The sequence below is a fragment of the Ruminococcus flavefaciens ND2009 genome (assembly GCF_000621785.1).
GTDB classification, from domain to species: Bacteria; Bacillota; Clostridia; order Oscillospirales; family Ruminococcaceae; genus Ruminococcus; species Ruminococcus flavefaciens_C.
This window is the reverse complement of sequence record NZ_KK211346.1, coordinates 320,355-336,102: the sequence shown is the minus strand read 5'-3', so window position 1 is coordinate 336,102 and position 15,748 is coordinate 320,355. Positions and strand designations below refer to the sequence as shown.

The following is a 15,748-nucleotide window of genomic DNA, read 5'->3' as shown; positions in this document are numbered from 1 at the left end:
TGAGGCGGGAAATACCGCTTCGGGGACTTTTTGCCATATTATCTCGCAGCCTTATCCAGTGAAGACGAGCTTTTTTCAAAGGGCTCTTCCTTTATAAGCCTGTCATTTTCCCAGGTCTGCATCGATCGTCTGCCATCGGGATAGGTAAAGACGCCCTTGCCGTGACGCATATCCCTGTTCCATTCGCAGTCAAGAATGCTGCCGTTTTTGTAGTAATAGACTCCGCGCCCCTGTCTGAGGCTTTCTGAATAGCTTCCGTCATATCTGTCGCCATTCTTATAATAGAAGACACCTCTGCCGTTCTTGACGTTGTCCTTCCATTCGCCGTCATACTTGTTGCCGTTTATGTATGAATAGACGCCGACGCCGCTTCTCATATCGTCCTCATATTCGCCGTCATAGACATTGCCGTCAGCCCATGTGAAAACGCCCTTGCCGTGTTTGAGTCCCTCTTTGAAGCTGCCTTCATACTTATTTCCGTTTGTATAGGTGAAAACTCCCTTGCCGTGTATCTTTCCGTTGAAATCCACTTCTCCGACATAGGTGCCGTTATCGAACTTCAGCGTTCTCTGTGCATCGGGAGATATTTTCGGAGTTCCGCTTATAAGCTCCTCGCTGAGTACCTTTCCTTCATGATAGCTGCGCTTATAAACACAGTTATCACGGGTACTGACTTTAGCTTCGCCCTCAAGCAGTCCGTCATTCCATTCACCCTCGATAACATCTCCGTTCTCGCAGGTATAGACGCCTTTGCCGTTATATCTGCTGCGGTCCCATGAGCCCTCGAACTTTATCCTTCCGTTCTCATAGTATTCGATACCCTCTCCGCAGCGCCAGCCGTCGACCCAGTCGCCGTCATACTCTATCTTGCCGGTCTGTCTGTACTGTTTGCCCTTGCCGTGAAATCTGTTATCCTTGAAATCGCCTGCATACACCAGTGACTTGCTGGCATCATCATCTTCTTCGCTGTCCTTCCCCTGAACCATGTCATAATATCCCTTGGCATACTTCCTTCCGAAGCCGCAAAGCCTGCCGTTCTGCCACTCGCCGTCATATTCTATCTCAAGACTGTTTATGAAAACGCCTCTGCCATCGGGCTTTCGTGAGGAGTTGACATGACCGGAATAGGTGCCCGTGCCAAGAAAATCACTTGAAAAATTGATATTATTTGCGATACCGTTGCTAACCTTAAAAATATCCAACATTCCCATAGTATCATCCTCATAATCACTGTATATCTGTACGAAAGATATAACGAGCCTTTACACCAAAAGCTCATATCATTTTTTATTGTATCATATTACAACGATAAAGTCAATAATCAGCAAAAGAATATACAGCAGGTCTTTTATACAAAATCAGCAATGTCTATCTATGAGCTAAAACCGTTTATTTTCGAGCTGTACTCTGTTCATTATATTACCTCAATAATGATTACGAATGTGACATTTATGATCTCTGCCTTATGTGAAGCAGGATAGTCCCATCAGAATATGAATAATATGACATTCAGCTCCCTGCTTTTGTCAGGGAGCCTTTTTATGCCGAAATTAAGCCTTCAACAGAATATAAAAAGAGCAATAAATGCGTTGAAAAATTTGTACAAATGTGTTATATTTAAATATAGCTATAAATATTTGCGGCAGACCGCTTTCTGACCGCAATTTCTGGCAAACTTACATCTTTGTCACATCGGATAATGAATAGCATAAGGAGGAGTAAACATGATCTTCAAGAAGTTCCTTTCCACACTGTCAGCCCTTATTATGGCTCTCTCATGCGCATATGTTCCCGCATCAGGCGCCGTGACCGTGACAGCAGCTTCCGAAGTCGATGAATATGAGCAAGAGCCCATATTTATCCCTGATTTTCCCCAGGATATACTCGATGAATTTGGTATAGACTGGACAGGTCTGGCTGCAAACAGAAAAGTCGATGACGCTTTGTATGACCTTTTCGGATTCCATAACTGGTTCTGCCATGACGGCGGATACGCAATGTACGGTGACCAGAGCTACAACAACAATTCAAGCTATACCGCAAACTGGCATAACTGTAACAGCTATAAAATGTATCAGTCAAAGGAATATCTTCTTCCTCAGCTGACTGATTTTGCAGCCCCTGTTGAAGGAATGGCTGATCTGAGATACGATATTTCCTTCCATTGTCAGATAAGTGAGCTCGGAGACCTTAAATTCGGTCCCCTTCTTGAGCTGAACGGCGGAAGTGACGAGCTCTATGTCATCGAGCGCTTCACATCTGACACTGACTTCTCAGACTATGTAAAAGTAGGCTCCTATACATCGAACGGCAATGAATATTTCCTCTATAAGCCCGCTGCCGAAAGAGCTGATGATCATTCTGTTGTACGCTACTATGCTGTTAATCAGAACGGAGCTATAACAGCTCCTGTAATTGAGGACGCTCCTCCTGTGAAGATCTCCTCCGACATATCCGAGCATCTGAAACAACTCAACAAGCTTACAGAAATCAGCACAAAGCTTGACGGATACGGTATTCTTACCGAAGGCAAGGAAGGTATCGGCAATCTCTACCACACTTCCAAGCTCGTAAGCTCATACTTCAATGTCCCGGAAATCATCACTGACAATCCAAAGTATGGTTTGGATGTAGAATATCATAAAAACTTCATCGAGACACTGGACGGCTACAGAGTATCATGCCATACATCTGACAGCAGTATGCCTATTATAACCCTTGAGGACGGACAGTATGAGTACACGACCCATGAGAATAGCTCATATGTAAGTCCTCGCGCAAAAGGAAATTTAGTGGCTGATATATCAGAGGGTATGACATCGACTGTATCCGTCGGAAAGGAATACGACGGAAACAGCTCTGTTCTGGACGGTAATTATGTTTATGATTATTATTATTCCATTAATAATGATAAAGTTGCCGTTTCCGCAGTAGTATGGCTGCTTGATCCCTATGTAAAGATCGATTTCGTAGAGGAAACTGAAGGCAGCTCTCCCTCAAGATCCTCCTACGTAGGTACCATTGATCTGAACGGAGAGGTCTATGATATTTATAACGGTTCCATCTATGATAATGATGCAGCTCCCCTGCTGGAGGAAGAATTCAAGGGATATACATTCATCCACAAGAATAATTCGGGCGTAAACTACAGCGACGGCGAGATCCATCGCCATAGTGTCCCTATTACAGCTGCTCTGAAGGCTGCTCAGACATACGGTCTGGAATTCGGGAACCTCGCACGCATAAGCCTTAACGCAAGCTCGCCCATTGAAGGCTACTACCTTGATATAACAGGTAATACAATAACTGAGTTCTCTCCCCTTAATCCCGGTAGTGTGTATGTAGATGCAACAAATAACGATGTTGATCTCAATGGTCACACCTTCTCAGGTAAGACCGATGGCTATATGTACGGCTATGAGGACGGAAGCTTTGAAGCAACCTGCAAAGGCGGTGACAACGGCTTCTTCGATTCAATCACTAAATTAGATGACGCTATCATTATCGATCCCCAGTCAGACAAGCACACTGTCTTGAATTATAATGTGGTGCATGATCTGGATGATAACTATCAGACTGCATTAATAGTGTCCGGTACAGTCGACCACACAGTAAGAACACTCTATGTCATCGAAAACAGCAAGAATTTCAAGCTTGACGATATTGTCTCATTCCCTCAGGCATTCGACTTCTACAGCGTTCCCAGCAATCCTGAGTTTGAATTCGTCAAGTCCTATACTTCGGGCGGTCATGACTACGACCTTTACAAGGTAAACTACGTCATCAACGGTTTCAGCTCTTCTTCAGAGATGGAAGCATACGCCGCAGTAAGAAAGGATCAGGCTGAAAGCGGAGTTTTAAGCGGTGCAGTTGATATTACCGATCATTTTATCAATATCGGCGATGAGTCTCTTATCAGCACTCCTCTGACTGAGGTAAGACTTGGTATGGACACGAAGAACTCCACCGGTAAGATAAATGCAAGCTACTCCATAGGCAATGATACAGTTACACCTCCCGAAGACATATTCAGCGAATACGTCCATGATGAATACGTAAACGTAAAGAATGATACCGTTCCATTCGGAGATCATTCATTCTCAGGCTTTATGTACTCAGGCTTTAAAACAGGTTATATGCACGGTTATAAGAACGGAGCTTTCTCAGCTTCCATTGTGGAAAGTGATGAGGGATACTTTGATTCGTCTATGAAGCTGGATGAGGGTGTTGCTTACAACGCTGACTCCAATAAGCATATCACTGTTGATTACAAGTTTGAGCATACTCTTGATAAAAAATATCAGGCAGCACTCAGAACAGGCGGTATGTACGATAATGTAGCAAGAGAGCTGTTTATTATCGAAAACATCAATGATTTCGATATAAATGAAAATATTTATGCTCCCAGTGCCTTTGATTATTATGCAACTCCAAAGGATCCTAAGTTTGAATATGTGAAATCCTATACATCAGGCGGTCACGAATATGATCTTTACAAGGTCAATTACAGAATCAACAACTTCGGCGGCTCTACAGAGTACGTGTATTATGCCGCAGTAAGAAAGGATCAGCAGAGCGGCGGAAAACTGACAGGCACTGCCGATATTACCGACCACCTCATCAAAATCGGCGATGAAGCTCTGCTCAGCACTCCACTGACAGAATTCACAATTTCAGTCGATGTCCGCGAAACAACAGGCACAGTTGATGCCTTCTATAAAGTCAACCTTGATAAAGAGGTCATTGCAGAAGAGATCATTGGTGACTTTAACGGTGATGAAACCATCGATTCAATGGATCTCATAGCTGCAAGAAAGACCCTTATCGCTCAGTTCTCTGACGAGAAGAAGCCTGCTCCGAAGAAGATGGACCTCAATAAGAACGGCACATTTGAAATTGCCGATGTTGTTGTTCTCCAGTCCTATATCATGGGCAAGATCGACTCATTTCCCAATGGCAAATAAGCTCTGACAACACAAAACAACAAAGCCGCTTGTGAGCTGTCTCACAGGCGGCTTTTCATTATCATTATCTTTCTTTGACAAATTTTCTGTAGGCAAAGCCTGCTGCAACAAGGACTGCGGCTAATATATAGAGCCAGTGCTTGTCCCCGAATTTACCTGTAGACATTGAAAACAGGTAAAAAACTTTCAGCTTGTCTTTAAGTCCGAAATTTGCCATGTAATATATTATTGATGTCATGTAGCCGACTATAACGTTGTCACTTACGGCTGAGGCAAAAAATCCCGCTGAGCCCAGTGCAAGTGCAGTGGCAAAGGATCCTGCAAAAAGCCGCAGTGAAACCTTGCTATCCATATTTTTCATATAGAGCATGAAGGCTCCCGTAAGCACTGCGATCAAAAGCACCGAGAGTATCAGGCGCAGAAAGCAGACGCCAAGATAAGCTGTCTTCTTTGAGCGCACTACGTCACGGATACTCTCATTCTGCTCAGGCATAAAAACCGCGGGAAGAAGTATCGCTCCCATAAGCGGAAGAAAGATCTCAAGGGGCTGTGCTGCAAGCACCTCGTCAAGCCGGGATACTCCGAAGATCGCGGGAGTGAGAAGCAGCACGCCAATAGCCGCAAGATAGTGCAGCAGGAAATTATGCCTTGTGTCTGAAGATACTATCTTTGCCAAACAGCCTGAAACCATTGAACCTGCCTCCCCTCTTAAGCTCGAATATATATGCAGTCAGTGCTGTGATGACAATTGCTGCGAAGAAGAAGAATACCCTGTTGAAGATGAAATCTTTTCTGCTAAGCAGGAATTCATCTCTTCCATAGATAGTGTTATGACGGCATATAAGATCAAATTTGCCTATGCTTCCTGAAAGCCGTTCACCATTTGACATATTTGAATGGAACCACCATGCAAATTGAAGCAATATGGCTATCCCCGAGGAGAATTTCTCCGTAACTATCATAGCAACAGCAGTTACTATCATTATCTGCGGCAGAAGCCAGAATGTGGGCAGTGTAAACATCCTGTAAAGCGCAAGGTCGCTGAAGTCAAAGTTTCTGATCAGCTGTATCGACGCAGCTATCATGCAAAGTATAACAGGAATGAACATCATTACGACAAGTGCCGTATATCTTGAAAATACAAGCTTAAAGGAGGATATTTTTCTTGTGTAAATGAGGTCACTGACTCTCTTTCGTCTGTCTGCTGAGACAAGTGCAGCTGTAACGAACACAGGCATTATGCCAAGAACTATGCCCATGTAATCAGAAAACAGTCTTGCGTATCCGCCTGCAACTCCGTCCTTATCATAGAGATCGGATATTACACCTTCTATTTCCTCATCTGTCATGGGAACATAGGAGTATCTGAAAACAATATCGTCTACTTTGTAGTTTGAACCGCCGCCGAGTATATCATCTACCTGCCCCATAAGCTCACAGAAACGGTCGTATGTTATTGTGTCAGATACAGGCATCTCGCCAATATCATAGTACATAATATTCTGAGTACCGCGTTCAATGTAGTATTGTTCACCCTTGTCCCTGATTTCCATGAGTTCATCATTGGTAAGACCAGAGATCTCAAGCAGACAATCCCTGACCTTTTTACTGTCCTTATCTTTAAGACGGACTGTCTTATAAAAACCGTATGGGTAGCAGGTATAATTGTTGGCAAAATATTCGGTAGCAAGATCATCAACTGCACCGTGCATTATTACATCATGGTCCTCGGATATCTTTTCGTCAGGGATATATGGGGCACCGTTGCATTCTTCAAAGTACTGAGATACAAAGAACAATCCCACAACAAAACAGTAGATCAAAAAGGTAAGTGAAGTCAGTATTCTTCTGCATTCCTTGCCGAACAGCATTACTCCTCACCTCCCTTTACGTCACAGCCGCTGCTGTGAAGGCAGTACATATAAGCGCCTTCAATGTCAGGCTCGGTGAGGACAGTATTGGGAAGATCGGGCTCACTGTCAGAAACTATCCTGACAGTGGTATAGTCATTCTGCGAAAGCATACCCGTAACGATGTATTCCTTCTTGATCTGCGGTATAAAACGCTTCTCCACGTTTGAGGTAAAGATATGTCCCCTTGCATTGTCGATAAGCTGTTCGACCGTACCCTTCCAGAGTATCCTTCCCTCGTCCATGATAGCTATATTCTCGCAGGTAGCTTCGATGTCGCCTACGATATGTGTTGACAGTATAACTATCCTCTCCTCAGCTACCTCACAGAGGAGATTTCGGAAACGTATACGCTCCTCAGGGTCAAGTCCGGCGGTAGGCTCGTCCACTATGAGCACCGTGGGATCATGTATAAGCGCCTGCGCGATACCAAGTCTGCGCTTCATACCGCCCGAGAGCTCCTTCACCTTCTTGTGCCTGTGCTCTATGAGGTTTACCTTTCTGAGGAGAGACGTCACTTTTTTCTTTCTATCCGCCTTAGGTATGCCGGAAAGTGCACCAAGATAGTCCAGAGCCTCATCTGTCTTCATAGACGGATACATTGAAAAGTCCTGGGGCAGATAGCCTGTCATAGCACGTATCTCTCTTGCCTTTTCTATAGGAACTCCGCAGACGGTGATCTCACCGCTCTTTTTCTTGTGAAGTGCTGCAAGTGTCTTCATAAGTGTAGTCTTTCCCGCACCGTTTCTGCCGAGAAGTCCGAACATTCCCTGCTCTATGGTCAGGTCTATATCGAAGAGAGCCTGTTTTCTTCCGTAGAACTTGCTGACATTTTTGATCTCGATCTTTTTCTCCATTTTATCGCCTCCAAAAATAATGACATGGCAGATATTCTCTTACCATGTCATTATAATAATCTATGAATTTCAACTTTTTATCTACTTTCTGATTTTTTTATATCAAATGAAGCAGATACCTCCCCGCCGCCCGTTTCATTGTTGGAAAGTACAATATCTCCGCCGCATTTTTTGCAAAGAAGACGACAGATATAGAGTCCGAGTCCGAAGTGCTCCTTTTCGTTTTCGTCACCGCCGCGATAGAATGGCTGCCACGCTTTGCGGAGAGCCTCCTCGGAAAAGCCCTCGCCGTCATCGGAGACTGTGATATAAAGCTTGTCCCCTTCGGTATATAGGTGTGTGCTCACTGAGCTTGCAGCATACCTTACAGCGTTTGAAAGAAGGTTCTCACAGACCTGCATAAGGATCTCTTTATCGGTAAAGAGATCCTGCTCCGCATCGCCCTCTGCCTTCTGTGAATACACCTTGTCTGTACATACAAGACTTCCCGTTTCATCGATCTCTCTGCGCAGCTGCCCGAAGGTAAATCGGCTTTCCTCGGGAATAATATCCTCAAGCTTGTGGATACTGCTCATCTTCTCGGTATAGCGCTCAAGTCTGTCTATCTGCCCTGACATTTTTCTCAGAATATCCGCTTGTTTTTCAGGCGTTAGTTTCCCGTCAAGCTGCTCCGCCAGCTCTGTGTACCCCTTCAGCACGGTTATGGGAGTTCTAAGGTCATGAGAGAATGCAGAGTTCAGACGCTTTCTCTCCTCAAGAGATTTCCAGAGCTGATAGTTGCTGTCATAGAGATTCTTTCTCAGCGTCTCAAATGAGGCGCAGAGCGCTCCCAGCTCGTTATCGGAACGGCTCTCCACGGTGAAATCAAGGTCATCTCCAAGTATTCGCTCGGAAGCCTTTGAAAGAACGTCCACAGGCTCTTTGAGCTCTCTGCTGTAAAAAAGCCTGAATGTGAACCAGAGACATACCACAGACCAGAGCGGTATCAGCAGTGTCTTTGAATAACGTATGGCCTTGTATTTCCAGAGCCACTCGGGTATTTTACCCGATATCTCCAGATCGTCCGTGTATACATAGGTAGCTATTACGATATTTCCTGCTCTGTTGAGATACCACCGCTGAAAATAATCCGACAGCCACATTATGAGACATATTCCTGCTGTACATATTATAAAACAAGGTATAAGATATTTGATCAGCGAGCTGTAGATCCTTCTCTTCTTCATTTTATCCATTTGTATCCCATTCCCCAGACTGTCGCAAGATGCCTGTCCTCGTCATATCGTCCCAGCTTTGCCCTGATTCGCCGTATATGCTCAGCAATGACGGAGCTGTCTCCCTCTGCATCATAGCCCCATATCTTTTCGTAGATACGCTCCTTGTCGAAAACCTGACCTGTATTCATCGAGAGCAGCTCGATTATGCGGTATTCCTTGTTTGCAAGGTCAAGAGCCTCATTGCCAACGGAAACGGTCTTATTACTGTAGTCCACCACCACATCTCCGAAAAACCGCACATTGTTGGATGTATTGACTCTGTGGTCGCGCCTTATATGGGCAGCAATCCTTGCACCGATCTCCTCCAGGGAAAAAGGCTTGATTATATAGTCATCTCCCCCTGCCGCAAAGCCCTGTATCTTGTCCTCGTCCTCTATCCTTGCGGTGAGAAAGAGTATGGGACAGCTCACATGGTCTCTTATCCTCCTGCAGACCTCAAAGCCATCTGCCTCGGGCATATTCACATCAAGCAGTATCAGGTCTGGAGACTTTGAAGCCTGTTCTATAGCCTGTTTTCCGTTATTTGCTGTATATACGCAGTAGCCCTTGAGCTCAAGGAAATCCTTGAGAAGGCTCACCACGTCCTTTTCATCATCTGCTACAAGTATGCTGTACATACGGTCACTTCCCTTCCGCTAAATGATACAATGTAAATATCAACTATTTTTCAACTATAATATTATACTCCCCGAACCCTTCATTGTCAATCTGCTTCCTGACTCCTTGATATTTACACGTATTTATGATATACTATTTATATAAATCATTCAGGAGTTTTTTATGTCAAGACTTATTTCCGATAAATATAAAGAATGGGAGGAGCTGTGCAGACAGCGCTTCCAGAGGCTGAAAGCCAACGAGGAACAGCTCAATCGCTATTATATCGACCTTTACGGCATGGGCAGCGAGATAACGCCCGATGTCGATGACACCGATGTCACTGTACGTCTTGCCGACCTGCAAAGAGAGATACGCAGCCTTATAAGCTACGCTGTCGGCTGCATTTTCGGACGATATTCCCTTGACCGCGAGGGGCTCTGCTATGCCGGCGGTCAGTGGGACAGCTCTGTGTACTCAACGATCATTCCCTGCAAAGACAACATTATGACCTTGAATTCACCTGACAGCGGTCTCACAAGAGCCGTCACCGACTTTGTGGAGAAGGTCTACGGCAGTGAGACTCTCGTGGAAAACCTCCGCTTTATAGCTGACGCCCTCGGCGGAAGCGGCGAGCCTGTCACAGTAATTCATAACTACCTTAGAAAGGACTTCTTTGCCGACCACTTCAAGGTCTACAAGAAACGCCCCATATACTGGCAGTTCACATCGGGAAAAAAGAGCGTCTTTACCGCTTTTATGTACTTCCACAGGTATACTCCCGAAATGATAGGAGCACTGGAAAGAAAATACGCTGTTCCCTGCCTTGAGAAGCTGAAAAAACAGCTGAGTTCTTCGATAAAGCTCCACAAGTCCTCAACCGGTGCGGAAAAGTCTGTTCACCGCAGAGATATAAGCCGTTTACAGGCTCAGATAACCGAAATGGAAGGATTTATCGCCAGGCTCCGCCTTCTTGCAGAACAGAAGATAGTCCTCGAAGCAGATGACGGTATCAGAGCCAATTACGAAAAACTGAAGGGAATACTTGTATAACGCCTGTCCTCCGCCAACCGCGGGGGCTTTTTTTTCACCATACTTTCACTTGACTTTTTTATACTATTAATGTATAATATACGCTGATATACTATAAAAGGAGGATATGATGAAAAGAATAATCCTGAATCTTGCACCCTACAAATTCATCGTGCTTATCATTCTTCTGCTGCTGGGTGTCCAGGCATACTGCGACCTGTCACTGCCTCAGTACACCTCGGATATGATAGACACGGGAATTCAGAACCAGGGTGTGGAATATGCTCTACCCGAGAAAATTACTCAGGAAGACATGATGTACTCGACTCTGTTTATGACAGATGATGAGAAAAACGAATGGACGGGATATTACTCCCCTCAGGACAGCGGTATACTGAAAAGAACTGCCGACGAGGACAGTCTTGAGGAGCTCAGCGACAAGTTCCTTATTCCGCTGACTCTGTCTCATCAGACAGGAAATATGAGCGAGGATAGGTTCCGCGAGACCATAAAGCAGTCCATGCAGGCTTCTCCCGATCAGACCCCCGAGGGATTTGACATCGACATCCTCAGTCTCGAAGAGATAGGTCAGTTCATGGGCATGGAGCTTAAAACTCACGAAGCCAAGAACGAAAAAGGCGTTATGACCACCTATGTGGATATGCGCCCCGTAATGATGGGACTTATCCAGAGCGGTCAGATGAACACCGAACAGCTCAGTACTATCCGCGGCCAGATGGAGGAGACAGTCTCAAAGGTCGGTAAAACTACCATGCACTCCATGGGCATTGCCTTTGCGATCGATGCCGATAAAGCAGCAGGCGTTGATGTAGACGCCATACAGAAGAGCTATCTCTGGAAGCAGGGATTCAAAATGCTCTGTATGTCCATACTCATGCTGGCTGCTTCCATATGTGCAGGCTTCTTTGCTGCCCGTACAGGCGCGGGAATAGGCAGAGACCTCCGTGAGAAAATATTCAAGAAAGTCATCGGCTACTCAAATACTGAGATAGATAAATTCTCCACCGCTTCTCTTATCACCAGAAGTACAAATGATGTTCAGCAGATACAGCTTGTGACGGCTCTCCTGCTGAGAGTTCTCATGTACGCTCCTATCCTTGGCATAGGCAGCGTTATCAAGGTAGTGAACACAGGCGCTCACATGGGCTGGATAATCATTGCAGCTGTTGCCATTATCCTCATGCTGGTCCTTATCCTCATGCTGGTGGCAATGCCTAAGTTCAAGGCTATGCAGAAGCTTGTGGACGGTCTGAACCTTATCTCCCGCGAGATACTGACAGGTCTCAGCGTTATCCGCGCCTTCGGCAGAGAAAAAGAGGAGGAACAGCGCTTCGACAAGGCTAATACCTCCCTCATGCGCACTCAGCTCTTTACAAACAGAGTCATGACCTTCATGATGCCATGTATGATGCTGGTAATGTACGGCGTTACTCTTACCATCGTATGGGTATCTGCTCACCGCATTGATGCAGGCGACCTTCAGGTAGGCGCAATGACTGCATTCATCAGCTACGCTATCCAGATAGTAATGTCATTCCTCATGCTTACTGTCATGTCGGTAATGCTGCCACGTGCGGGAGTTGCTGCCGACCGTATAGATGAGGTCCTCAAAACAGATTCAACAGTCAACGATCCCGAAAAAACTGAAAAAATAAGTAATTCTTCGGGCACAGTTGTATTCGACAACGTATCCTTCAAATATCCCAATGCCGATGACAATGCCCTTGAGAATATAAGCTTCACCGCTGAATCGGGCAAGACCACTGCCATAATCGGAAGCACGGGCTGCGGAAAGTCCACACTCATAAACCTTATCCCAAGATTTTATGATGTTACCGAAGGAAGCATCACTGTTGACGGCATTGACGTGAGAAAGCTTTCCAAGTCTGACCTCCGCAGCAGGATAGGTCTTGTGCCTCAGAAGGGTGTGCTCTTCTCGGGAACTATCGCTTCAAACCTTAAATTCGGACGCTCAGAGGCTACAGATGAGGAGCTTGAAAAGGCTGCGGAGATAGCTCAGGCTATGGAATTCATCGGCTCTGATGAAAAGGGCTTTGAGAGAGCCATCTCACAGGGCGGAAGCAATGTCTCGGGCGGTCAGAAGCAGCGCCTTGCCATTGCAAGAGCCATTGTAAAGAAGCCTGAGATATACATCTTCGATGACAGCTTCTCCGCTCTTGACATGAAGACAGACGCGGCTCTCAGGAAAGCTCTGGAAGCCTATGTTAAAAACTCAGCTGTCATCATCGTCGCACAGCGTATCAGCACTATTATGAATGCCGATCAGATACTTGTTCTCGATGAAGGCAGGATAGTCGGCAAGGGCACTCATAAGGAGCTTATGAGCAGCTGCGAGACATACAAGCAGATCGCAGGTTCACAACTCTCAGAGGAAGAGATAAAGAAGAGCATGGGAGGTGAAGATAATGAGTGAAAATAACGGCAGCATGAATACCCAGCGCCGCGGAAGACCTATGGGCGGCGGACGATTTGCTCCCGGTGAAAAGCCCAAGAACTTCAAGGGCACTCTGAAAAAGCTCATTTCTTACCTTGGCGTATATAAAATAGCTATTCTCATCGTTATGATCCTTGCAGCCGTTGCTACTGTATTCTCTGTGGCAGGACCAAAGATCATGGCGAAGGCTACAAACGCTCTCTTTGACGGTCTTATGAGCAAGATAGCAGGCACGGGCAGTATCGACTTCGGCTATATCGGCAAGATACTCCTGTTCACCCTGGGACTCTATATCTTCAGCTCGGTTGTCAGCTTTGTACAGGGCTGGATAATGACAGGCATCTCTCAGAAGATCTCCTACCGCATGAGAAAGGACATCTCCGAAAAAATAGGACGTATGCCCATGGGCTATTTCGAGAGCAGGACCTACGGTGAAGTCCTCTCGCGTATCACCAACGATGTAGACACCCTTGGTATGACTCTGAACCAGAGCATTACTCAGATCATCACATCTGTTGCCACACTCATAGGTACACTGGTGATGATGCTGTCCATTTCTCCCCTCATGACGCTGATCTCACTGGTCATTCTTCCCGTTTCGGCATTCCTGCTCTCATTTGTAATCAAGAAGTCCCAGAAGCACTTCCGCACACAGCAGGAATATCTGGGTCACATCAACGGTATCGTTGAAGAGACCTACAGCGGTCACACCGTTGTTCAGGCTTACAACAAAGAAGAAGAAACTATCAACGAGTTCTGCTCAGTCAACAACGTACTGTACAAATCAGCATGGAAATCGCAGTTCCTTTCAGGTATCATGATGCCTGTTATGCAGTTCGTTGGAAATATGGGCTATGCAGGTGTTGCTATCTCAGGCGGTCTCCTTGCAATAAAGGGCGTTATCGGTATCGGTGATATACAGGCTTTCATTCAGTATGTTAAGCAGTTCACACAGCCTATCCAGCAGATAGCTCAGGTCATCAATCAGGTACAGTCCATGGCTGCGGCTGCGGAGAGAGTATTTGAGTTTCTTGATGAAGCTGAGGAGGAGCAGTCCCCCGAGGATCCTGTTATCCCTGAGAATGTAACGGGAGCTGTCAGATTTGACCACGTTTCCTTCGGCTATGATCCCGAAAAGATCATCATCGGTGACTTCAGCGCTGACGTAAAGGCAGGTCAGAAGATAGCCATAGTAGGTCCTACCGGCGCAGGAAAGACCACCATGGTAAAGCTGCTAATGAGGTTCTATGATGTGAACGGCGGCACTATAACTCTTGACGGCACCGACATTCGCAGAATACCAAGAAAGAAGCTCCGCGAGAGCTTCGGCATGGTGCTTCAGGACACCTGGCTCTTCAATGGCACAATCATGGAGAATATCCGCTACGGACGCCTTGACGCTACGGACGAGGAGGTCATTGCAGCTGCAAAGGCTGCTCACGCTCACCACTTCATTAAGTCCCTGCCCAACGGCTATGACATGGTGCTCAACGAAGATGCAAGCAACGTCTCACAGGGACAGAAGCAGCTCCTCACCATTGCAAGAGCTATTCTCTCCGATTCAAAGGTAATGATACTGGACGAGGCTACATCATCAGTTGATACCAGGACCGAGGTTCTCATTCAGGACGCTATGGACAGACTTATGAGCGGCAGAACCAGCTTCGTTATCGCTCACCGTCTCTCAACTATCAGAAATGCCGACCTCATACTCGTAATGAAGGACGGTGATATTGTTGAGCAGGGTGACCACGAGGAGCTTCTTGCCAAGAACGGCTTCTACGCTCAGCTCTACAACTCACAGTTTGAAAGTGCATAAGAAAAAGGTCTGCTTTATGCAGACCTTTTATGTTGATATTAAAACGATTTCATGTTATAATTATTACGGAGGTAATGACTATGAACTTCAAACGACTTGAGAAAAATCTCTGTGACAACATATATGAAGCTCAGCTGAAGCTGGGCTACGATAAGTGCCCCATGAGTCTTAACTATACTGAAACATCACTTAAACATCTGCTGGAGACAGAGGTCACCGAGAAGGTGCTTACAGAGTTTGCAGACGAAGTGGAAAACAGGCTTGGCAGACTCACATTCCGTCCCATAAAGAACGGCTTCTGCATCACTATCCCCGCTGAGGGCACCGAATACGTTCACAACAGCAGCGATGACCGCAGCTTTATGAAGAGCCTTGTCTCAGCAGTGGCAGGACATTGCAGCACTGAGCCCCTTTTAGAGCTGTTCCGAAACGCCTCTGCCGATGTGATCATCAGGGAGATAAAAAACGAGGAATTCCGCTATCTTGCGTATTTTCCCGATTCTGTCCCCGACGAGTATTACTACTGTATCTCCGAGGAAGAAGAAATAGACGGAAGCGTTCACGCCTCATATCACCGCTTTATCCGCGAGGACTATGAGGATTTTGGCTTCTGAAAAGGACAAAAGCTGTATTCAGCCTAAGAATACAGCTTTTCTGACTTGTCCATTACAAAAGAATTACCTCAGAACGGTTATTGTGCAGATACCGTACCTCGGTACACGCTCAAATAATCAACCCAATTATTCTCGCATATATATTATATCATTTCTATCCAGTCCTGTCAATAAGCGGCAGCATTATTTGTCTGAATTGTAC

The 15,748-nt window shown here is 45.8% G+C and carries 11 protein-coding genes; 5 read left to right on the top strand and 6 right to left on the bottom strand.

Annotated elements, in window-relative coordinates; all coding sequences use genetic code 11:
* Nucleotides 1–38: 38 nt before the first annotated feature.
* The gene (locus T488_RS0108335; protein WP_028520374.1) at nt 39–1,211 is read right to left on the bottom strand and encodes an MORN repeat-containing protein; all 1,173 of its coding nucleotides are present in this window, start codon (nt 1,209–1,211) and stop codon (nt 39–41) included.
* 513 nt (nt 1,212–1,724) lie between these two features.
* On the opposite strand from T488_RS0108335, the gene T488_RS0108330 reads away from it, so the two are divergent.
* Nucleotides 1,725–4,964: a dockerin type I repeat-containing protein gene (locus tag T488_RS0108330; RefSeq protein WP_028520373.1), complete on the top strand. Its 3,240-nt coding sequence runs from the start codon at nt 1,725–1,727 to the stop codon at nt 4,962–4,964.
* Nucleotides 4,965–5,028: 64 nt separating this feature from the next.
* On the opposite strand, the gene T488_RS0108325 is transcribed toward T488_RS0108330, so the two are convergent.
* The 5 genes from T488_RS0108325 to T488_RS0108305 form a co-directional block, all read right to left on the bottom strand.
* Nucleotides 5,029–5,655, bottom strand: a complete 627-nt coding sequence (locus T488_RS0108325) for a hypothetical protein (protein WP_028520372.1) — start codon at nt 5,653–5,655, stop codon at nt 5,029–5,031.
* Nucleotides 5,606–6,835, bottom strand: coding sequence for an ABC transporter permease (locus tag T488_RS0108320; protein ID WP_028520371.1), 1,230 nt, complete (start codon nt 6,833–6,835; stop codon nt 5,606–5,608). Before T488_RS0108320 ends, T488_RS0108325 begins: the two co-directional genes overlap by 50 nt.
* Entirely contained in the window at nt 6,835–7,731 is an 897-nt protein-coding gene (locus T488_RS0108315; RefSeq protein ID WP_028520370.1) for an ABC transporter ATP-binding protein, read from the bottom strand. The genes T488_RS0108320 and T488_RS0108315 overlap by 1 nt, the downstream gene beginning before the upstream one ends.
* 77 nt (nt 7,732–7,808) lie before the next feature.
* Nucleotides 7,809–8,966 carry a HAMP domain-containing sensor histidine kinase gene (locus T488_RS0108310; protein ID WP_028520369.1) on the bottom strand — a complete coding sequence of 386 codons (1,158 nt, stop codon included), beginning with the start codon at nt 8,964–8,966 and terminating at the stop codon, nt 7,809–7,811.
* The gene (locus tag T488_RS0108305; RefSeq protein ID WP_028520751.1) at nt 8,954–9,625 is read right to left on the bottom strand and encodes a response regulator transcription factor; all 672 of its coding nucleotides are present in this window, start codon (nt 9,623–9,625) and stop codon (nt 8,954–8,956) included. The genes T488_RS0108310 and T488_RS0108305 overlap by 13 nt, the downstream gene beginning before the upstream one ends.
* A gap of 163 nt (nt 9,626–9,788) precedes the next feature.
* Here T488_RS0108305 and T488_RS17450 point away from each other — a divergent pair, with 163 nt between their 5' ends.
* The 4 genes from T488_RS17450 (at nt 9,789) to T488_RS0108285 (ending at nt 15,546) form a co-directional block, all read left to right on the top strand.
* Nucleotides 9,789–10,658, top strand: a complete 870-nt coding sequence (locus T488_RS17450) for a hypothetical protein (RefSeq protein ID WP_037297597.1) — start codon at nt 9,789–9,791, stop codon at nt 10,656–10,658.
* Nucleotides 10,659–10,767: 109 nt separating this feature from the next.
* Nucleotides 10,768–13,092 (top strand): ABC transporter ATP-binding protein, encoded by a 2,325-nt coding sequence (locus T488_RS0108295; protein ID WP_028520368.1) that lies wholly within the window; start codon nt 10,768–10,770, stop codon nt 13,090–13,092.
* Nucleotides 13,085–14,932 carry an ABC transporter ATP-binding protein gene (locus T488_RS0108290; RefSeq protein WP_028520367.1) on the top strand — a complete coding sequence of 616 codons (1,848 nt, stop codon included), beginning with the start codon at nt 13,085–13,087 and terminating at the stop codon, nt 14,930–14,932. Before T488_RS0108295 ends, T488_RS0108290 begins: the two co-directional genes overlap by 8 nt.
* 80 nt (nt 14,933–15,012) lie before the next feature.
* Nucleotides 15,013–15,546 carry a DUF3877 family protein gene (locus tag T488_RS0108285; RefSeq protein ID WP_051536398.1) on the top strand — a complete coding sequence of 178 codons (534 nt, stop codon included), beginning with the start codon at nt 15,013–15,015 and terminating at the stop codon, nt 15,544–15,546.
* Nucleotides 15,547–15,748: the final 202 nt, after the last annotated feature.

Coding starts and splice junctions, on each gene's coding strand:
- T488_RS0108335 (WP_028520374.1), bottom strand. CDS start 1,211: ATGGGAATGTTGGATATTTTTAAGGTTAGCAACGGTATCGCAAATAAT.
- T488_RS0108330 (WP_028520373.1), top strand. CDS start 1,725: ATGATCTTCAAGAAGTTCCTTTCCACACTGTCAGCCCTTATTATGGCT.
- T488_RS0108325 (WP_028520372.1), bottom strand. CDS start 5,655: ATGGTTTCAGGCTGTTTGGCAAAGATAGTATCTTCAGACACAAGGCAT.
- T488_RS0108320 (WP_028520371.1), bottom strand. CDS start 6,835: ATGCTGTTCGGCAAGGAATGCAGAAGAATACTGACTTCACTTACCTTT.
- T488_RS0108315 (WP_028520370.1), bottom strand. CDS start 7,731: ATGGAGAAAAAGATCGAGATCAAAAATGTCAGCAAGTTCTACGGAAGA.
- T488_RS0108310 (WP_028520369.1), bottom strand. CDS start 8,966: ATGGATAAAATGAAGAAGAGAAGGATCTACAGCTCGCTGATCAAATAT.
- T488_RS0108305 (WP_028520751.1), bottom strand. CDS start 9,625: ATGTACAGCATACTTGTAGCAGATGATGAAAAGGACGTGGTGAGCCTT.
- T488_RS17450 (WP_037297597.1), top strand. CDS start 9,789: ATGTCAAGACTTATTTCCGATAAATATAAAGAATGGGAGGAGCTGTGC.
- T488_RS0108295 (WP_028520368.1), top strand. CDS start 10,768: ATGAAAAGAATAATCCTGAATCTTGCACCCTACAAATTCATCGTGCTT.
- T488_RS0108290 (WP_028520367.1), top strand. CDS start 13,085: ATGAGTGAAAATAACGGCAGCATGAATACCCAGCGCCGCGGAAGACCT.
- T488_RS0108285 (WP_051536398.1), top strand. CDS start 15,013: ATGAACTTCAAACGACTTGAGAAAAATCTCTGTGACAACATATATGAA.